Genomic DNA, 19,279 nt, shown 5'->3' on the forward strand with positions numbered 1-19,279 from the left:
TCAGTTATTCTTATTTAGAACAATGCTAACGATGAAACCAAGACACATGCCTACAATAGCTGGAACAATCCACCCAACACCTTCTGTATAAAACGGAATATATTTTAATACTGACGTCCACTGATTCATCATTACATTTTTATTCAAAATATCAATTGCACTAAATATTGCTACAACCCAAACAGTTACTGCATATACGTATGCATACTTTCCAATATACTTATGGAATAACCCTAGAATAATAAGAGTTAATGCAATTGGATAAATAAATCCAAGAATTGGTACTGATACTTTTAAAATTTGCGTTAATCCTAAATTAGCTAAGATCATACTAACAACGCTTACTATAAATGCCCACACTTTATAAGATACTTTTGGAAATGCACTCGCAAAAAATTGACTACAAGACGTAACAAGTCCAATTGAAACACATAAACATGCGATAGTAAAAATAAGACCTAATAGAACGACTCCGCCCTGTCCAAATAATGTAATCATAACTTGTGCTAACACTTTCGCACCGTTATCAAATGTTCCTAATGAGCCACTAATTGCCCCCACATATCCAAGGATGACATAAATAATCGATAATAATAATCCTGCCCCAATTCCAGCAATACTCATATATTTCGCTAAACCTTTATCATCTTCAATACCCTTTGCACGTAATGCATTTGCAATAACAATTCCAAAAATTAAAGCAGCTAACGCATCCATTGTTAAATATCCATCTAAAAACCCTTGAAACATAGGAGCTTGTCCATAGTTCCCTATTGGTTCTTTCATATCTCCTACCGTTGTAAACATACTCTTTATAAAAATGAGTGCAATCATACATAATAATAACGGCGTCAAGACTTTTCCAAACAACCCCATTAATTTAGATGGGGATAAACTTAACCAGTAAACAATACTAAAGAAAATAACTGTGTAAAACAATAATAATCCGTTTCCTGCTTCAGGGAATAACTGACCTGGCCCCATTTCAAAAGCTAAACTTCCCGCACGTGGTATACCAAGCCCAGGTCCAATAAATACATACACGATACATGGAAAAATAATTGCAAATGAAGAATGAACCCTACCCGCTAACGTTTGAAAGCTTCCTGCTTTTGCAATAGAGATAACACCTAATATAGGAAGACCTGTTGCTGATATAATAAACCCTACTAATGAAATCCAAACATGTTCTCCTGCTTCATACCCAAGGAAAGGTGGAAATATAAGATTCCCTGCTCCAAAGAACATAGAGAATAACATAAGGCTAATAAGTAAAATTTCTTTTTTCTGTAACAATTTCATTTCTTTCTCCTTCTTTAATTTCATCTTTTATGAAATCAATTTCACATATAAAAAAGTACAATAACCCGCTTCCTTACAAAGAAAACATAGTCCATAGTCTATCACAAAAGAAACACCCATTCTATAGCTATTCCTCTTTTCCAATTTCTTCTGAAAAATCAACCTTTATTGACTTATAATAGTTAATAAAGTAAAATATTAAATGTACAAAATTATTAACTTTGTTTTTGTTTGTGTCAGGAGGAAAATAACATGGAATCAGCGATACAACTAGAAAGAGAACAACAAAGAAAAAAGAAACATCCTCCAGGTTTATACTTACTCTTCTTTACAGAAATGTGGGAAAGATTTAGTTACTATGGATTACGAGGATTATTAACATTATATTTAACGACAGCTTTAGTAAGCGGTGGTCTTGGGTTTAGTCCCGCATGGGCACTCTCTATTTACGGATTTTATACTGGAGCCTGTTATTTCACACCAATGATTGGTGGATACTTAACAGACCGTTTTCTAGGTAGACGAAAAGCAATCACAATTGGTGGTATAACAATGGCAATCGGTAACCTTACACTATTTGCCTTGCAAAACCAATTAGGTCTATACCTCGGATTAGCGCTTATTATTATAGGTAACGGATTCTTCAAACCGAACATCTCTACACTAGTTGGAGAATTATACGAAGAGAACGATCCAAAACGTGATAGTGCATTTACCATTTTCTATATGGGTATTAATGTCGGGTCATTTTTAGCTCCACTCGTTTGCGGATTTTTATCAGAAAATTTATTCAAAACAACAGTTGATGGCGTTGTACATTACGGATTCCGTTACGGTTTCTTAGCCGCTTCAATCGGAATGATCATTGGACAAATTTTATTTACAACACTATCAAATCGCTTCCTTGGTAATATCGGTAAGAAACCAACTCGCGATTTACAAACAGCTGCTGGACAACCATCAGTAGGAGATACACCGTTAACCAAAAAAGAAAAACAACGTACCGCAGTTATTGTCATTTTAACATGCTTCGTTGTCTTCTTCTGGGCTGGCTTTGAACAAGCTGGTAGCTCATTAACATTATATACAAACAAATTTGTAGACCGCTCTGTGTTCGGATGGGAAGTTCCAACATCTTGGTTCCAATCGGTCAATCCATTATTTATTATTTTACTTGCTCCAGTCATTTCTGCATTATGGGCAAAACTTGCAACTCGCAAGCAGGGTGATTTAAAAATCCCAACTAAAATGGGACTTGGTATGATCTTACTCGGTATCGGTTATATCATTCTCGTTATCGCTACATTAAAAACAGGTAGTGATGAACATAACATTACAGAAAAAGCAAACTTACTGTTTATCGTCTTTACGTATCTTTTCCATACGTTAGGTGAGCTATTCTTATCACCTGTCGGACTATCAATGGTTAGTGCGCTTGCTCCGGTAAAATTAGCATCTTTATTAATGGGTGTATGGCTAGCAAGTTCAGGTATCGCCAACATTTTAGGCGGACAACTTGCAAGCTTTACAACTTCACTTGGATACGCTGAAGTATTCACAGTTATTGGCGCTGTGGCAATTGTATTAGGCTGTGTTTTATTATTAATTTCTAAGAAATTAGTGAAATGGATGGATTAAAAAAGATGAGGAATTTCTCCTCATCTTTTTTTATGCTGTTTTACCTTTTTCTATTGCTTGTTCGTACAGCTCTTTATGTTCTTTATATTCACTTGGTACGAAACTCTTATAGAAGAATAAGAACCAGCTGTCTCCTTTTTTATACCCTTCTTCTCGAATTTCCGCTGCTTTTTTATTCGATTTAAATCCTTCAGTAAACCATTTCTTCAACAATTCATTTCGTTCATACTTAGCAGGAACTTTTAAATCATAGTTTTCAAATGCATACTTATAGCCAGCCTTTTCTACTGCCTTTTTTGTAGACTTATAGCCTTTTTCATACGCTGTTTCATATGCCTTCACGTATACTTCTTTCTCTCTATTTCCAGGATTCTTTTCAGCTAATTCTTTCCCTGTCTTTTCCCCTAACTCAGCTTGCTCTTTTTCAATTTTTTCTGTTCTTTCTTTATTCCCTACTTTGAACCCGTCTGCAAAGTTTACCTTAAACTCTGGAGCAACCTGACTATCGTCCATCGTCTCTTGTGCTAAACCTTGTTCTTTTCCTTTTTCAAAATGCGTTTTCTTCTGCTCTTCTAAAGACCATGCGGCTGCATAAGTCGTTTTAAACGCTTGTTTATATGCATCAGATTTTCCAGCTACATGTACTTCTGCATCATTTTTTCCTGCTTTAAAATCAGTTTCTCCATTCTTTTGACCTTCAAGTTGACCTTTTTCCATATCAGCTTGGCGCTGCGCTTCCTCTTGCTTACGTGCCTCTTCAGCTTTTCTTTGTTCCTCGGCTACACGTTGTCTCTCTTCTTCAGCTTTACGCTGTGCTTCTGCAGCACTATTATTATTCTGACTAGGAGCTGGGCTCGTTGCGCCACTACTAGAAGCTGGTTTATTGTGATAATGATATTCCCCGTACTGTAATCCCCACTTCTCACAATTTGTACGACACGTATGTCCGCCATTAGCATCTGTACGCCCTGGATGCGCATAAGCTGAAATTGGAGCTACCAATAACGCTATACTCGTTGTTAAAAGAAGTTTCTTCACTTGTTGTCTCACTCTTGTTCCTCCCAAAATACAGAATTCTAAATTTATTATACATAAATAGAAGAATATTTAAATACGAACCGAAATATTCTATTATTTCTCAACATTAGTAAAAAAGAAGGTGAACTCTTTAAAGAGTTCACCTTCTTTTTTACTTCTTCGCCTTCGTTCCTACTAAATCACCAGCAACAACATAACGCTTAGAATTATCCTTTACAGATACACATGTAATAAGCGTTATCTCATCTTTCCCATGATCCTCTACAACTTCCCACTTATCAGGAGTTACTTCAGATACACCAGTAACCGCATACTCATATTCATTTTCATTGTCATACAAATAAATTTTATCGCCTTTTTTCAAAGAAGCTATATCACTAAATAAAACACCTTTTTTAGACATGTTATGTCCTGCTAGTGCGTAATTTCCTTTTCCCATAACTTGATTCTCTTTTACTGTCGCTGCACCTGATAATAAGTTTTTTTCAGTAGAAGCTTTCAAAACAGGCAGTTCTACTGAAACACTTGGAATCGAAATACGACCGATTACTTGTTTCTTATCTAATGATGCATTCGCTACTTCCGCCAAGTCTGGTTGATTAATTTTGGAAGCATCTACAAATTCCGTCTCATGCTTTTCATAATCCATCTTTTGAACAGCCTGCACATTTTCAGTCTGTTTCTTTTCAGCCTGATATCCATCATAAAATGGCTTTCCAATTAACACGCCACCTACAACAAATAGAAGGATTGCTACTATACTATAAATTCTTTGCTTATTCATATACAATTCCTTTCCCTTACAAAATCTTACTCTATATAAAATGATAAAATAATATCGCCATATGTACAAGTATTAGCTGAAAAGAAACCTTCTTGCCGGTGCAAGAAGGTTTCTTTTTAAGCTAATTTATTTCTGTATAGTGATACGTGAAATACTGTCATTTGAATAAAGAAAATCGAAAATATAATATATAATGGGTATCCAGGAAGATATTCATTAATAATAGGCGAAAAAGTTAAAAATCCAACTGCACAAGGTAACACAAACCATAACGATACAAATGTTGTTCGGCAAGCTTTATCCGTAATCGCTTTTTCACGTTCATCTTCTAGTGGAAATAATAATGGATACATCAAAAAAGATAAATTCTTATATTTTTTCTTTTGAATTCTATAAAAAATTGTAACTATAATTGCTCCAATAAATAATAAAATGAATGGTACTCCATTAAACCATACTTCAAATGGGAATTTCTCGTTTTTAATTATATCTGCTAACTCTGTAATGACACTATAAAATTCAACAAATGTCCAGCATGCTAAAGCAGTATAAAGCACGTTTATGATATAAGAAAAAACAATTCTATTCATCCTCTTCCCCCTCCTTATTTAAAACAAACACATCTTCCATCTTTAACTGAAACACATCACAAATCGTAAGTGCTAATAACAACGAAGGAACGTAATCCCCTTTTTCAATTGCTGCAATTGTTTGTCTCGTTACTCCAACCTTTTCTGCTAATACGCTTTGCGTAAAGTTAAAACGAGCTCTTAATTCTTTTACTCTGTTTAAAATGGTCAAATTTACCACCTCTCACCATTATTGTATGCTATCCTTAACAAAATGTAAACTCAACTTAACATTATTATTATAAAAAAATCCAACTTTACATATTGTAAAGTTGGATTTCGCTTTAGTTTAAAATTGTAACTTTAACTGTTCTTCTGCCCCAACTACTTGATGAACCTTTATCTGGCATTAAAACATCAATTCTATGCCCCTTAATAGCTCCACCAGTATCGGCTGCAATTGCTACTCCATAACCTTCAACATTTACAGTCTTACCTAATGGAATAACATTTGGATCTACAGCAATTAATTTCATTCCTGGGTTTGCAGTTAAGTTATAGTGTCCCCATGCAGAAAATACTTGTTGACCTGGTGCATAACCATTTTCCGCTGGATCAGCTGTATAAGCTGTAGCTTCTACATAAATTTCTTTCCCACCAGCAGTTGGCTTAGAAGGTGGTTCAGGTTGTGCAGGTTTGGTAGGTTGTACCTTCGAATTATTATTAGCAACTGGTTCAGCTGGTTTACTAGCTTTTTCCTGCTTTTGCTTTTCAGCAATTTCTGCTTGTGCTTTCGCTAAAGCTTCTTGCTCTGCTTTTGCAGCCGCTTCTGCTTTTGCACGCTCTTCCGCTGCGATTCTTGCTGCTTCTTGCTCACGAGCAATCGTTTCTTGTACTGTCTTCATATTTGATTCAATTTTAGCTTTTTCTTCCGCTGCTAAATTAAGTTGACTTGCAACTTCATTATATTTAGCTTGAACTGTTTGTAAGTTATCTTGACGCTTTTTCAAGTTATCTTGCAGTTCAGCTTGCGCTTTTGCTAATTTTTGTTTGTCTACTACTAAAGATGCTTCTTTTTCGTCAATTGTTTTCTTATCTTCTTCAATTTGACGAAGATCTTGTTCTTGTAGACGTAAAATTTCTTTATCAGCTTCTAGAATAGTAGAAACTGCGTTCATACGTTGTAAGAAGTCTGCAAAGTTTTTTGATTCTACTACAACTTCTACTACTAAACTTGTATTTGAACTGTTTTGAACAGAAACCATACGTTTTCTCATAATATCTTTACGAGCAAGGACTTTATCCTCCAAAACGACAATTTCTTGCTTTTTTTGCTCAATCTGCTTATGTGTTTCATCGATTTTACGTTGAATAGCAGCTTGATCCTCTTTATTTTTTGCAATTGTATTATTTAAATTATGTAGTTCGTTTTCGATACCTTTAATTTCTTTACTAACAGCTTGCTTCTCTTGCTCTTTCTTTTGCATTTCTGCATCGTTTTGTTGCAATTGCTGTTGCATGTTGTTAAGTTTCTCGTCGTTTGACTCTGCTTTAACAGCGACTGTACTAGAAAGACCGATAATTCCTGCTAATACTAGACAGCTGATTCGCTTAAAATAGTTCATAATCCGACTCCCTTCTTATACAGTTATACATGATTTATTTTACAGTTTGTTTACAAAACGATTAAATACAGTTTATTTTTCGTGACAAAAAAAAGAGAATTATGAATAAAATGTAATAGATTCTTAAATATTTAACAATTCCTATATTTAAAAAATACAAAAGATGCTAAAATCCAAATATAGAGAAAATATAACTTTCGAAGGCGGTTGAAATAAATACATGTTTACTCAAAAAAAATCACTCCAACATACAATTGCTCAATTAGAAGAGCGTATACAAGAATTAGAAGCAGAATTAAAACAAAAAGATATTGAAAAACAAGAGACTATTTCTACTATCCACGATCGTGTACAAAGTGTTGTCCAAGAGCATCAACTTGTAAATAACCAACATAATACACTTCAAAATTTAGTTCAACAATTAAGTTCATGTTTCGAAAATGTTTCAACACGTACGACACATTCCAATGAGCTAAATAATGAAATGTTACAAAAGGAACAAAGCTTAATTCAATCTATTGCAGAAATTATTGACTGCTCTAATGAAGGAAAAGAATCCGTTCACCGCTTACTTATTGTAATTAATAAATTAGGTGAACAATCTCAACGCACGTCTAATAGTATGAATCATCTAAGCGAACGCTCAAAGGAAATCGAGCAAATTGTAGAAGTCATTCAAAACATTGCAGCACAAACAAATTTACTTGCTTTAAATGCGAGTATTGAAGCCGCACGTGCTGGAGAGCACGGTAAAGGATTCGCTGTCGTTGCCAATGAAGTAAGAAAACTAGCGGAAAGTACAGCAGAAAGTACAAAAAACATCGGCAACTTAACGAAAAAAATTCAAGAAGAAATTGAAAAAGCATATGATAACACAAAAGATAATTTACATTTAGTCGATGAAGGTGTAGAAATGAGCGCCGATACAAATGCTAGAATTGAAAATATTTTAGTTATGATTCAAACGTTACAAAATGGTGCTACAAATGTTATTAAGGCTATTGAAAACCAAAAATCTTGTAATGATGACATATTACGAGAATTCGCTAACACACAACAAATGTTCCAAAAATTAAATACTACTATTATGAATCATATTCATGATGTTGAAAAAGTCGATGTTCAATTGTCTAAAAGTCTTCAAGGAACAGTAACTTCTTAATTAAAAATAAAAATCCCTTATACTGCTATAAGGGATTTTTATTTTATTTCGAATATTTATTTCTTTTCAATATTCATCCATATCTTTGTTATAATGGAAAAGTTGTTTCTTTCAACTAATAAACAAGGAGGTTATTATGGAACAATTTTACTACGTTTTAAAATATTTAATTCTCGGTCTGTTCCAAGGACTAACAGAACCAATTCCGATTTCTTCAAGTGGTCATCTCGTTTTAGCACAACATTTGCTAGAACTAAAAATAGAAGGGTTTAGCTTCGAACTACTTGTTAATTCAGCTTCATTATTAGCTGTATTACTTATTTATAGAAATGATTTAATTCGTCTAACAAAGAATGGTCTCTCTTATATATTTACAAGAGCAGAAGACGCAAAATCAGATTTCTTCTTTATTATTTATCTTGTTATGGCAACCATTCCAGCAGGTGTTATTGGTGTTTTATTTAAAGATTACATCGATCAGTACTTAAAAGGTGTGAAGATGGTTGGGATTTCCCTTCTTATTACTGCTGTCGGCCTTTGGATTATTAGAAATTTACGCGGTCGTAAAAATGATGGCGACCTTTCTATGAAAGATGCAATCATCGTCGGATTAGCACAAGCTTGCGCACTGATTCCCGGAATAAGCCGATCTGGTGCCACAATCGTAGCAGCAATGTTACTTGGTATGAAGCAAGAAACAGCTCTTCGCTTCTCATTCTTACTATACATTCCTGTTAGCTTAGGTGGCTTATTGTTAAGCATTACAGACATTGCAAATGATCCAAATCTAGACACATTATTCGTACCATATGTCGTTGCATTCATCGCAACATTTATCATGACGTATATTTCACTAAAATGGTTTATGAACATTATGGCAAAAGGAAATTTAAAATATTTCTCTTTCTATTGTATTATCGTAGGTGTACTTACTCTTATTTTCTTATAAAGTAAAACTTACAAATTGAAAGCGAGTCATCTAGTGTAATAGAATAACTCGCTTTTTTATACCTTTATTAAGTTAAAACCTATTATTTACTTATAATTTTCTGAATAGTATATTTTTTATAAAGTTCACTATTACAGTAATTCTATCTTTCCTACTATTATCGTAAAAGAGGTGTTTATATGTTTATAGTTACTAAACTCATTCACATTAAGTACGGATATGAAAATGAGCTACTTTATGGGCTTAAACAATATTATCCTTCCCCCGGAACGAACGGTTGTATTAACATAGAGTTTTCAAATGTTCATCGTACAAATGATAAGGCAGAGTATATGATTCGTATGTTATGGAAAACACAACAAGATTACCATACATGGCTTTCTCAAAAAGAAGGCAATGAAACTTTGAAGCACAAAATACAAGGCTATATCCTTTCTTCCAAATCAAATGCTACCTATGTGCATTAATCCTTCTCTTTTTATTCCTTACGAGGGCCAAAATGATAAAGTGAAACTTTAATCAGCCCTCATCAATTGGGCTGTTCACAAATAACGAGATAAGGACCCTCTTACTTTTCATACTGTAAGAGGGCTTCTCTTATGCATACACTTTCTTCTCTTGACAATACAAACGAATAACATGTTTATTTTGTTGAAATACATCATGTGTCAGCCGAATAATAATAAAGTTTCGTTTTGTTTGATCATCATGAACAAAAATCTGTTCTCCCTCCTGAAAACGCCATGCACTTTCAAAAGTCGTAATATGATCCCCACTTACAGAAAAAAGTTCATATCGCATCTCTTGTACCCTCTCTCAAATTATGTAATCACAATATCCTTATATTTAATTTATTATAACTTAATCCCTATAAAATTAGTAATTATTTCTATTTCGAAAAATTTTAACTTTGTATTTAAATATTTTTAGCGCTATAATGATAAACGAATTTTTATTGAAAGGAGTTTTACTTTGACTGCATATTTATTTCCAGTGAAAACAGCATTTATTTTATTTCCTTTTTTAGCAATGTTTCTTTTAATCCCTTTTTTAATATTTAATTATCGAAAATACGGTTATTTAAATAAATGGCGCTCATTTATTTTATACTCATTATTACTTTACTTATTAAATGCCTATTTTCTTGTTATTTTGCCGTTGCCACAAACGTTTGATACTTGTAGCCTACAACCGGCTAATACACAACACATGCAACTCTCACCATTTTATTTCATACAAGAGATTAGTAGTCATACATCGGCAGTTTTAACGAAACCAACTACTTATTTCTACTTATTAAAAGAGTCTGCGTTTTTACAAGTTGCCTTTAATGTTCTATTAACTGTTCCATTCGGCATTTACTTACGTTATTATTTCCGACGTAGTTTCTTACAAACAATTTGCATTTCCTTTTTCCTTTCACTATTTTTTGAGCTAACACAAGTGACTGGATTATACGGTATATACAATTGTGCATACCGATTATTTGATATCGATGATTTATTTTTAAATACATTAGGTGGCGTAATTGGTTTTATCATTGCACCAATATTTACGTACTTCCTTCCGAAGACAAACGAGTTAGATAGTCATATTAATTTGGAAACGAAACCAGTCGGATTCATTCGTCGCCTTATCGCGATGCAAATTGATTGGATTTTCTTATCTATCGTCGTACCTGTCGTTAAAAACAAAGGGAATTCTTTCTTCGTTTCTAATATGCAATCTTACACGAATATGTATGAACTCATTTTCATTACGTGTTCAATCCTTATTTACTTTATTATTATTCCATACTTTACGAATGGAAAAACAATTGGGAAAGCATTGCTTCGCATTCACGTGAAAGGAAAATCAAATCGTATTACATTAAAAGAACTATTTATTCGCTACGGTATATTTTATTTTGCGTTAGGCGGAATCAATTATATTCTTTCTAGTAGCTCTATTTTAAATCACACAGAGCCTTTAGTATTACTCGTTACATTGTTATTCCTATTTATCATTAACGGCCTATTCATTATTCATGTTTTACTTCATGTATTTAGCCGTGATAAACTACTATTTTATGAACATATTAGTCATACAAGAAATGCAATTACACTAAAAAAAGCTGACAAATAATTATTTGTCAGCTTTTTCATATACATAATGTGAAACTTTAATCAGCCCCGACCTAACTTCTTTGCTTCCGCTGAATTTTGAGGTGGGGGTCTTACTGCCTGACAAATAGCGGGATAAATAACTTTTCTGCATAAGGATTAAAAAACATTCCAAGTTCATCTAGAGATTTCCTCACCTGTAAAAACGAATGAAACTCTGGATATATATCTTGTAATTGCTCATACGATAATGTATGCATTTTCCCCCAATGCGGACGCCCTTCATACTTCAGAAAAATTTTTTCCACTTCGCCAAAGTAAGCAGCATATTTCATACCTTTATACATATGAACAGCGATATACGCTGAATCTCTTCCATAGGCTGGACTAAGCCATATATCATCCCCTTTTACATAGCGGCATTCGATTGGGAAGTGCACCTTATACTTTTTCTTTTCAATAAGATTTGAGATTTCTTCTACAACCGTCCTCATATACTTTGAAGGAATGCTATACTCCATTTCATAAAATGGTACCGTACGTGATGTAGCAAATACTTCATAGCTCGGGCCAATTATTTTTGTGTTTGGTACAGCTTTAGCTGATAATCGACTCACTCCTTTACTTATAGAAGGAAACCATTTACATCCTTTAGATAGTAAAGAGAACATCCTATTTTCAAGTAACTCTACCTTTAGTTTATGCCATTTCAAATCACTGCCTTTATTCGTTGTTTCGTTCGTAAGTTTCACTTGTACTTCATCAGAATAAGGAAAAACGAAAAATTCAAAATGACGATGCTTCTTATATTCTTCTAGTTTGTTCATTACAGTAGATAATGACTGTTTCTCACTTTCATAAACGAGTGAATACGCTGGAATAACCTTCAATTTTATCTTTACAATGATACCTAACATTCCAAGTGACAACTGAAACGCTCTCCAATATTCTACGTTCTCAGCTTCCGAACAAACTATACTCTCACCATTAGATAAAACTGCCGTAATCTCTATAACTTGTGTTGATAAACTCCCAAAGGTAATACCCGTTCCATGAGTCCCCGTACTAATCGCTCCTGCAATAGATTGTAAATCAATATCTCCTAAATTTTCTTGCGCATAACCTTTTTCCTCAAGTAACTTCCCTAAATCATATAACTTTGTTCCTGCCCATACTTCAGCAACCATCTTCTCTGCATCAATATTCACAATACCCTTCAATTCATCTAAAGAAACTAAAACTTCTTCCGTTTGCACAAGGGGTGTAAACGAATGTCCTGAACCGACAACACGAATTTTCTTCCCCTTTTTTCGCGCAAGCCCCACAACTTCTACTACATCTTGTATACTTTCTGGATACATCGTATAATGCGGCGTTCCTTCTACATTCCCTGTCCAATTTCTCCACTTTTGTCCCTTTATAGAAAGCATTGGCCATCCCCCCGATATGTTGAATACTCCCCAACAATCTCTCCTTTTTTAACACGATACAAAAAAGGAAAACGCTCACATAACTCACCAGCTTTACTATGGCGAAACAATATGGACTCTCCTATATCCACTCGTTCCTCGCCGTTATAAAAAATTGGTGTTTGTACCTCTCCAGCACCTTCTAAAGCTAATAGTTTTGCACCCTTCGGTCTCCAAACTTCAGGCTCTTTATCTTTTCCAACTGCTCCTGAAGCAATATATCCACCACCTAGGCAAGTGTAAATAAACGGGACTGGTTTCCGCACAACTGGTAAGGCAAATCCGACCGCTGGATGAAATTTCACCTCTTTATAATAATCAAACAGCTTTGGAGAATAAAAAGCAGAACCTACTGTAATCTCTGAAACTGAATTATCTTTCTCGGTTGTTTTTATGCTTCCTGTTCCGCCTCCATTTACAAACCTTAGCTCAATACCAATGTTTTGTATTGCTTTTACAATATGTTCTCTTCTTTCTTTAACTTCTAGCACTGATTTCTGCTTTAAATACGAAATCACTTTACTTTTCAACCATTGATTCGGTATATGATCTCCCACCCCAGCAATTTGAGCTTCATAACCCATCACACCATCTAACATTAAATATGATGACCTTCTCACCTTTTCTACTACTTTCAACGCATCCTGCACATTTTTTACTGGGGACCTTTGTACACCAAAATGAAATTGAAAGAAACGACTACTCATATCAATATCCAAACAAACACGAAAACATCCTTTAGATTTCTCAGCAATGTTTTCTAAATACACAATATGCTCTTCACAATCCACCATACAAGTTATAATGAAACCTTTCTTTGTTAACAAACTAATTTCATACAGAGCTCTTTCATCGTAAGCAGGATATCCAAGCAATAAATCATTAAATCCTTGTTCTATTAAAAATAAAATCTCTCTAGGTGAAAAGCACATAATACCTTGAAATCGATCATTTGCAGCTAAAATCTTTTGCATAATCGGAACAGAGCGTAACGATTTACTCGCTATACGAATCTTTTTATTTCCACTTAACTCTATAATCGATTGAATATTTCTATCTAAAGCCACTTCATCCAAAAATGCACACGGTAATGGAACTTCTTTAAAAAGTCCTCGATCCACATTTTTCTCTCCTCTTCTCAATATGTCTTATACATATTGGAAAGAAAGTGTGATTTTCCTGTTTGCAAATAAAAAAAGTTTCTTCTTTACGAAGAAACTTTTTGAAACTACTTCATAGAAAGAGTCGCCTCTACTGGATAATGATCAGAGTAATCATTATACGTATATTTTTGGAACCATGATGTAACAGTCCATTGTGGAGATTTCGGCTGTAACACCTTATTCTCTATATACGATGGGTTCGCATGGTCTTTACTTGCAATAATATAATCTAAATACTCAGCAGGACTATCAGGGAAATTATATTTTGCAATACTGTTTGTCGTCGCGTCCCAAGTCGCTGTATGTCCAGTATAAGATGGTACAGAAGCGTTCAATGTTTTAAACATAGATGCATACTCTGAATCATTCTTGTTCTCTGTATTTATTTTATTTACGTTCATATCACCACCAATTAACACATACTCATTCTTTGGTATATTTTTATTTTTAATAAAGTCTTGAATTTCTTTTAATTGGTCTGTACGTACAGATGCAGGTGAAGTTTTTCCGCACATGCTATCTTCCGCTTGCAAATGCGTACCAATCACGTGAATGAAACGATCATTTTTCTTAATTTTCGTGTATACAAATCCTTTATTCGATAAATTATCTGGCCCGCATCCTTTTGCAAATACATATTGAATCTTTTCAGCGATTGGCCATTTGCTCACAATCGCAACGCCACCATCTTCAGGAGTTGAAGATGAATAGTTTCCTAACGTCTTGTCCCATTTGCTACCACTACTACGACCTAATACCGCTGTTTGATTTGGATATTCTTTCTTCAAATTCCCTAATAAACGATCTGAGGCGCTATTATCAAACACTTCATTTAATATAACTACATCTTGATTCTTTATATAATCTGCCGCCCCAATTAAATCAGCACGCTCAGTTTGTCCCCAGTTCGGATATAAGTTTGTTGATAGCATATATACATTATGCGTCATCACTTTTAATGTATCATTTTGATTTGTAGACGCTTCTGCTTGAGCTGACGTTCCGCTATATAAAGCCCCTAAACCAACACCTAAGCTAAGTACACCTTTTAGCAATTTACCTTTCACGTTTCATACCTCCATGTATTGTATAGTGATAAAAAGGCCAAATACTCTATTCTGAGATTTGACCTTTTTTAAATACTTAACGATTTCCGTACGTATCAAACCAAAGCTGAATATATCCAGCAGTAACACGTTGTGCATCCATTAAACGCTTACCTGTCATTGGTGTAACTTCAGCGCGCCATTTATCTGCATATTCTTGTGATACAGCAGCTCTCACGAACCAATCTTTCGTATTATCATTTACAATGCCAGCGTAATCTTGTTTCGCAACTACTGCCGCTCCATGAATCCAATCTTCTGGATTCGTACCTTTCCAGTTCCAATATCCATTTCCATCCGTTACTTTATAGTTATCTTTTATCGTATCTACAAAGTTTTCATATTTAGAATGGAACCCTTGTGGATATGAAAGGTTCGTAAAGTTTGCCGCATGCATCGGTTGATTTACATCCCCTAAATAATGAAGAGATAATCCTAAATAGAAGAATGCTTGTTTCATATCTTTATTTTTGTAAGACTCACCAGCTAATTTAAAATATTTAGCTCCCGTTTCCTTTGCCTGCTTTGCATACGGAATATAAGTTTTCCCATTGTCAGGGTCATAGAAATGTGAAGCAAATGTGCTATTATCATAATAAGGATTTTCATAGTCAGCAGCATAAATACCGTTCTCTAACTCCGTACGCCATTCATTTAATAGTGCAACTCGATCTTGTTTTACAAGTGTTGTATTACGAGACATAATATCAATTGCACGGTTTACAATCCATAAATGAGAATTCACGCCTTCTTTATGTTTATCTTCAGCAGACCAGCGCGGAATAACTCCAAATCTCTGTGCCCCATCATTTTCATGAGCAAATGCAACACTTTGTAATGGAGCAACTAATGTAATAGCTGCTGCTAAAGCAAGTACTTTCTTTTTCATATAAAATCCTCCATTTTATAATTGAATTATTGTAAACATTTTGTTAGGATCCTATGATGTCGTCCGGTTAACCTATGACTAGAATATCCCACCTTTCACGAAATTTCTATCACTAAATTAAAATATGCAAATGTTCATATCATTATAACTTTATACACAGTGAATATAATGAATGAATACACTTTCATTTTAATAAACTATTATTAAGGCTTGTCTAAACTAATGTAAAAAAAAAGTAAAGCATCTGAATGCTTTACTCTTTTTTTCTATTCGATAATATACTTGGCAATTGTACATTAACTGCTAACTTATGAATAAATCCAAACACTAATCCAATCCCAATAAATATGTATAAGATTGTAAATATCTTTCCGAAATCAGTTTGCGGACTAAAATTCCCATCACCGACAGTCGTCAACGTGACCACACTAAAATATAAAGCGTCAATAGGACGTAATTCTTCAACTGTACTATAAAAAATCGTACCCGATATTAAAGTCAAAATTGTTAATACGAATAATACTTGAAATTCTTTATCTTTCCACGCTCGTAAACAGGCTCTTAACATTCGCTTTAAAGTTAACAAAAATGAAAGCATTAGATTCTCCCTTCCAAACAAAAATACATTTAGTCAAAGGAAAGTCTATCACCTTTCAGTATAGAAAAAAAGTAGCCCTCTTCTATTTCTAGAAAAGGGCTACTCTATTCGATTCTATCTTATTTAGGTGAAACAAGAATTTTCACTTGTGTTTTATCTTTTACAAGTGCTTCAAATCCTTCTTCAACAACTTGATCGACTGTAATTTTTTTCGTAATTAATTTCTCTGCTTGAATTTGACCAGAGCTAATTAATTTAATAACAGCTGGGAAGATGTGACGGTATCCTAAAATACCAATAACTTCTTTTTCTTTTAATACTAAGTTATTTGGAGTAATTGTTGCGTCTTTTTCCCATACACTAACAATTACAGTTTGTCCTTCGAAGCTTGTACTTTCAATGGCTTGACGTAGTACAACTTCAACACCTGTTACTTCAAAGCTAACATTTACACCTAAACCATTTGTTAAGTTACGAATTTCAGCTAACACATCTTGAGTTGCTGGATTTAATACATAATCCGCACCTGCTAATTTCGCTAACTCTTGACGTTCTTTAGAAAGTTCAACTGCAATAACAGGAGTCGCTCCTGCTGCTTTAGCTGCTTGGATAACAAGAAGTCCAATTGGACCGCAACCAAATACTGCTACAGCTTCCCCTTCTTTTAATTTACTTTGACGTACTGCATGAACTGCTACTGCTGCTGGTTCTACAAGCGCACCTTGTTCATACGTCATTTCATCTGGAATGTGATGAACCATATCTTCTGGTACTACTGTATATTCAGAGAAACCGCCGCCTTCTCCGCCAAGACCGTGGAAAACAAGTTGTTCACAAACATTGTAATGTCCATGTTTACAAGCTTCACATTTACCACAAGAATAAATTGGTTCTACAACAACGCGGTCTCCCACTTTATGAGATGTAACTCCTTCACCAATCTCTATTACCTCACCACTAAACTCATGACCTAAAATAACAGGTGCTTTCACATGTGTTAATGGATGTTCTTCTGTTGGAATAAAAATAGGCCCTGCTAAATATTCATGCAAGTCTGTCCCACAAATACCACACCATTTAACTTTGATTTTCACTGTTCCTGGTTTTACTGTTGGTTCTGGTACTTCTTCTACTCGTACATCACGTTGATTATGCCAAAGTAGTGCTTTCATTTTATACATCCCTCTCTATGTATATACTTAACCTGGTGAAGTTTACAATTCTATTATAATACTTCTATCCATATATTTCAAAAAAACAATCGCATCTCTACTAATTTTTTACAAATAACGTTCAATATTTTGTCACTTTGTACTTTTTTCCACATCTGTTAATTCAATTTCATTGCAGGTGAAATTAGCATTGTGCCATAATAGCATAGGAGAGGTGAATATCGCTTGAAATATTTTATTTACTTTATCGTTATCGTGGCTTTTTTAGATACATTTTCACAATTACCTATTATGAGTACTTTCGCTCAAAGCCTTGGAGGAACCCCACTTATTATCGGGCTAGTTGTCGGTATGTACTCATTCGCTAATATGATCGGTAATATTATTGCTGGAGCAGCTGTCGATAAATTTGGTGCAAAAAAAATCCTTTATATAAGCATGGGAATTACGAGTTTCATAGTCTTATTATACACCGTTGTTCAAAGTGGTGAACAACTATTAGTTGTTCGCTTTATGCATGGATTTAGTGATGGCTTTTTAATTCCTGCTGCCTTTACATTTTTATCAAAACAAACAAATGCAAAAAGACAAGGAAAAGCAATGGCTCTATCTGGTGCTGCTGTTGGAACAGCGGCAATCGTAGGACCTGCTTTCAGCGGTATTATGAAAGCAACAGCTGGCGTAGAATGGGTCTTCATTACTATTTCTATTTTAATGGCTCTTGGTACAATCGTATCTCTATTCTTCTTACCAAATAACGTATCAAGAAAAGATACATCAAGAACGCAAATGATGAACAAAGAAGATATGATTGAACTGTTAAAATCAGAACCGTTATTACAAGCATATATTGGTGCTTTCACATTAATGTTTTCACAAGGAATTGTCACTTATATGTTACCAGTAAAAGTTGATGCATTAGCGCTTAAAGCATCTACAACAGGCATGATGTTAAGTGTATTTGGTATTACTGCTATCCTCTTCTTCTTGCTTCCAACAAATCGTATTTACGATCGATTTAATCGTTCGAAACTAATGCTAATCGGAATTGCAGTTATGGCATTCGCATTATCTTTACTCGGATTATTTGCTACAAAAGGTATGCTCTTTATTGTAATGATGATTTATGGAATTGGATTCGCAATCCTCTTTCCGTCTATTAACGCTTTACTCGTTGAAAATACTACAGACGATAATCGCGGAAAGGCATTCGGATTATTTTATGCCTTCTTCTCATTAGGAGTTGTTGCTGGCTCCTTTACAGTCGGCGCAATCGGAGCATCACCTAGCATCAGCTTCATTATCGGGACAGCATTTTTATTAACATTTGCTGGTATGATTTATGTAAGAAGCAAAGTAAAAAAGACAATGATGGGATAATCCATCGTTGTCTTTTTTAAAATGCATATTGATATAATCCGTAATATAATGGAAGCGTTGGAATAATGCCAATTAATTTAAATATAAAAGGTAATGGCTCATCTCGCTCTTCATATAAACGAAAAACAAAAACTGCAGTTAAAGTCCAAATGACGCTAAACAAGAAGATACATTTCCAAACAATCGAGGTTAATATTTGTATATCAAATACAAAACCAAAGAGCCCTATCGAATAGAACTCTTTTTGCTCAATATATTACTTTTGTGTATAACCAAATAACAATGTAAATAAATTGAGCCGTAAAGGCAATAATACATCTCCTCTTTTAAACA

At 34.2% G+C, this 19,279-nt stretch carries 19 protein-coding genes and 1 pseudogene; 6 read left to right on the top strand and 14 right to left on the bottom strand.

Annotation, left to right across the window (positions count from 1 at the left end; all coding sequences use genetic code 11):
- Complete coding sequence (gene brnQ1, locus MR143_RS15885; RefSeq protein ID WP_000771696.1) at positions 1 to 1,302, bottom strand: branched-chain amino acid transport system II carrier protein BrnQ1; 1,302 nt, start codon at positions 1,300 to 1,302, stop codon at positions 1 to 3.
- A gap of 252 nt (positions 1,303 to 1,554) precedes the next feature.
- On the opposite strand from brnQ1, the gene MR143_RS15890 reads away from it, so the two are divergent.
- Positions 1,555 to 2,940, top strand: a complete 1,386-nt coding sequence (locus MR143_RS15890) for a peptide MFS transporter (RefSeq protein WP_000443143.1) — start codon at positions 1,555 to 1,557, stop codon at positions 2,938 to 2,940.
- A 30-nt stretch (positions 2,941 to 2,970) separates the two neighbouring features.
- On the opposite strand, the gene MR143_RS15895 is transcribed toward MR143_RS15890, so the two are convergent.
- The 5 genes from MR143_RS15895 to MR143_RS15915 all read right to left on the bottom strand — a co-directional run bounded on the left by MR143_RS15895 (position 2,971) and on the right by MR143_RS15915 (position 6,956).
- The gene (locus MR143_RS15895; RefSeq protein ID WP_001249803.1) at positions 2,971 to 3,990 is read right to left on the bottom strand and encodes a YHYH domain-containing protein; all 1,020 of its coding nucleotides are present in this window, start codon (positions 3,988 to 3,990) and stop codon (positions 2,971 to 2,973) included.
- Between the two features lie 139 nt (positions 3,991 to 4,129).
- Entirely contained in the window at positions 4,130 to 4,762 is a 633-nt protein-coding gene (locus MR143_RS15900) for a class A sortase (RefSeq protein ID WP_001041724.1), read from the bottom strand.
- A gap of 116 nt (positions 4,763 to 4,878) precedes the next feature.
- Positions 4,879 to 5,352 (bottom strand): DUF2178 domain-containing protein, encoded by a 474-nt coding sequence (locus tag MR143_RS15905; protein ID WP_001080039.1) that lies wholly within the window; start codon positions 5,350 to 5,352, stop codon positions 4,879 to 4,881.
- On the bottom strand, positions 5,345 to 5,563 hold the full coding sequence (locus MR143_RS15910; protein ID WP_000154019.1) for a helix-turn-helix transcriptional regulator: 219 nt from the start codon (positions 5,561 to 5,563) through the stop codon (positions 5,345 to 5,347). Before MR143_RS15910 ends, MR143_RS15905 begins: the two co-directional genes overlap by 8 nt.
- A gap of 112 nt (positions 5,564 to 5,675) precedes the next feature.
- Positions 5,676 to 6,956, bottom strand: coding sequence for a 3D domain-containing protein (locus MR143_RS15915; protein WP_001105790.1), 1,281 nt, complete (start codon positions 6,954 to 6,956; stop codon positions 5,676 to 5,678).
- A gap of 484 nt (positions 6,957 to 7,440) precedes the next feature.
- On the opposite strand from MR143_RS15915, the gene MR143_RS15920 reads away from it, so the two are divergent.
- From MR143_RS15920 to MR143_RS15930, 3 genes are all read left to right on the top strand, one after another.
- Positions 7,441 to 8,118: a methyl-accepting chemotaxis protein gene (locus MR143_RS15920; RefSeq protein WP_374266095.1), complete on the top strand. Its 678-nt coding sequence runs from the start codon at positions 7,441 to 7,443 to the stop codon at positions 8,116 to 8,118.
- A 136-nt stretch (positions 8,119 to 8,254) separates the two neighbouring features.
- Positions 8,255 to 9,067: an undecaprenyl-diphosphate phosphatase gene (locus MR143_RS15925; protein ID WP_000434790.1), complete on the top strand. Its 813-nt coding sequence runs from the start codon at positions 8,255 to 8,257 to the stop codon at positions 9,065 to 9,067.
- Positions 9,068 to 9,246: 179 nt separating this feature from the next.
- A complete protein-coding gene (locus MR143_RS15930) occupies positions 9,247 to 9,534 on the top strand; it encodes a hypothetical protein (protein WP_242280863.1) in 288 nt (95 codons plus the stop codon).
- Positions 9,535 to 9,664: 130 nt separating this feature from the next.
- Here MR143_RS15930 and MR143_RS15935 read toward each other — a convergent pair whose 3' ends face one another.
- Complete coding sequence (locus tag MR143_RS15935; protein ID WP_001268332.1) at positions 9,665 to 9,868, bottom strand: hypothetical protein; 204 nt, start codon at positions 9,866 to 9,868, stop codon at positions 9,665 to 9,667.
- A 171-nt stretch (positions 9,869 to 10,039) separates the two neighbouring features.
- Here MR143_RS15935 and MR143_RS15940 point away from each other — a divergent pair, with 171 nt between their 5' ends.
- Positions 10,040 to 11,191, top strand: coding sequence for a VanZ family protein (locus MR143_RS15940; RefSeq protein WP_000128028.1), 1,152 nt, complete (start codon positions 10,040 to 10,042; stop codon positions 11,189 to 11,191).
- A gap of 91 nt (positions 11,192 to 11,282) precedes the next feature.
- Here the strand turns inward: MR143_RS15940 and MR143_RS15945 are convergent, their stop codons facing one another.
- The 6 genes from MR143_RS15945 to bdhA all read right to left on the bottom strand — a co-directional run bounded on the left by MR143_RS15945 (position 11,283) and on the right by bdhA (position 17,566).
- Positions 11,283 to 12,599, bottom strand: a complete 1,317-nt coding sequence (locus MR143_RS15945) for a D-arabinono-1,4-lactone oxidase (protein ID WP_000948945.1) — start codon at positions 12,597 to 12,599, stop codon at positions 11,283 to 11,285.
- The gene (locus tag MR143_RS15950) at positions 12,587 to 13,759 is read right to left on the bottom strand and encodes an amino acid deaminase/aldolase (RefSeq protein WP_000373793.1); all 1,173 of its coding nucleotides are present in this window, start codon (positions 13,757 to 13,759) and stop codon (positions 12,587 to 12,589) included. Before MR143_RS15950 ends, MR143_RS15945 begins: the two co-directional genes overlap by 13 nt.
- A 107-nt stretch (positions 13,760 to 13,866) precedes the next feature.
- The gene (sph, locus tag MR143_RS15955; protein ID WP_000676801.1) at positions 13,867 to 14,868 is read right to left on the bottom strand and encodes a sphingomyelinase C; all 1,002 of its coding nucleotides are present in this window, start codon (positions 14,866 to 14,868) and stop codon (positions 13,867 to 13,869) included.
- 76 nt (positions 14,869 to 14,944) lie between these two features.
- A complete protein-coding gene (cerA, locus tag MR143_RS15960; RefSeq protein ID WP_000730995.1) occupies positions 14,945 to 15,796 on the bottom strand; it encodes a phospholipase CerA in 852 nt (283 codons plus the stop codon).
- 253 nt (positions 15,797 to 16,049) lie between these two features.
- A complete protein-coding gene (locus MR143_RS15965; protein ID WP_000948209.1) occupies positions 16,050 to 16,394 on the bottom strand; it encodes a potassium channel family protein in 345 nt (114 codons plus the stop codon).
- A 119-nt stretch (positions 16,395 to 16,513) separates the two neighbouring features.
- Positions 16,514 to 17,566: a (R,R)-butanediol dehydrogenase gene (gene bdhA, locus MR143_RS15970; protein WP_000645827.1), complete on the bottom strand. Its 1,053-nt coding sequence runs from the start codon at positions 17,564 to 17,566 to the stop codon at positions 16,514 to 16,516.
- Positions 17,567 to 17,791: 225 nt separating this feature from the next.
- Between bdhA and MR143_RS15975 the strand changes: the two genes are divergently transcribed.
- Entirely contained in the window at positions 17,792 to 18,946 is a 1,155-nt protein-coding gene (locus MR143_RS15975) for an MFS transporter (protein ID WP_199717827.1), read from the top strand.
- 16 nt (positions 18,947 to 18,962) lie between these two features.
- Here MR143_RS15975 and MR143_RS15980 read toward each other — a convergent pair.
- Positions 18,963 to 19,175, bottom strand: a pseudogene (locus tag MR143_RS15980) (hypothetical protein); the annotation flags it as partial.
- Positions 19,176 to 19,279 lie beyond the last annotated feature (104 nt).

It is taken from the genome of Bacillus cereus group sp. BfR-BA-01347, from assembly GCF_022663835.1.
Taxonomy (GTDB): domain Bacteria; phylum Bacillota; class Bacilli; order Bacillales; family Bacillaceae_G; genus Bacillus_A; species Bacillus_A thuringiensis_K.

Bases quoted from the DNA above. Each gene is read 5' to 3' on its own strand.
- MR143_RS15925 (WP_000434790.1), top strand. From the start codon at position 8,255: ATGGAACAATTTTACTACGTTTTAAAATATTTAATTCTCGGTCTGTTC.
- MR143_RS15905 (WP_001080039.1), bottom strand. From the start codon at position 5,352: ATGAATAGAATTGTTTTTTCTTATATCATAAACGTGCTTTATACTGCT.
- MR143_RS15900 (WP_001041724.1), bottom strand. From the start codon at position 4,762: ATGAATAAGCAAAGAATTTATAGTATAGTAGCAATCCTTCTATTTGTT.
- MR143_RS15890 (WP_000443143.1), top strand. From the start codon at position 1,555: ATGGAATCAGCGATACAACTAGAAAGAGAACAACAAAGAAAAAAGAAA.
- MR143_RS15920 (WP_374266095.1), top strand. From the start codon at position 7,441: ATGTTACAAAAGGAACAAAGCTTAATTCAATCTATTGCAGAAATTATT.
- MR143_RS15965 (WP_000948209.1), bottom strand. From the start codon at position 16,394: ATGCTTTCATTTTTGTTAACTTTAAAGCGAATGTTAAGAGCCTGTTTA.
- bdhA (WP_000645827.1), bottom strand. From the start codon at position 17,566: ATGAAAGCACTACTTTGGCATAATCAACGTGATGTACGAGTAGAAGAA.
- MR143_RS15945 (WP_000948945.1), bottom strand. From the start codon at position 12,599: ATGCTTTCTATAAAGGGACAAAAGTGGAGAAATTGGACAGGGAATGTA.
- MR143_RS15930 (WP_242280863.1), top strand. From the start codon at position 9,247: ATGTTTATAGTTACTAAACTCATTCACATTAAGTACGGATATGAAAAT.
- cerA (WP_000730995.1), bottom strand. From the start codon at position 15,796: ATGAAAAAGAAAGTACTTGCTTTAGCAGCAGCTATTACATTAGTTGCT.
- MR143_RS15935 (WP_001268332.1), bottom strand. From the start codon at position 9,868: ATGCGATATGAACTTTTTTCTGTAAGTGGGGATCATATTACGACTTTT.
- MR143_RS15915 (WP_001105790.1), bottom strand. From the start codon at position 6,956: ATGAACTATTTTAAGCGAATCAGCTGTCTAGTATTAGCAGGAATTATC.
- brnQ1 (WP_000771696.1), bottom strand. From the start codon at position 1,302: ATGAAATTGTTACAGAAAAAAGAAATTTTACTTATTAGCCTTATGTTA.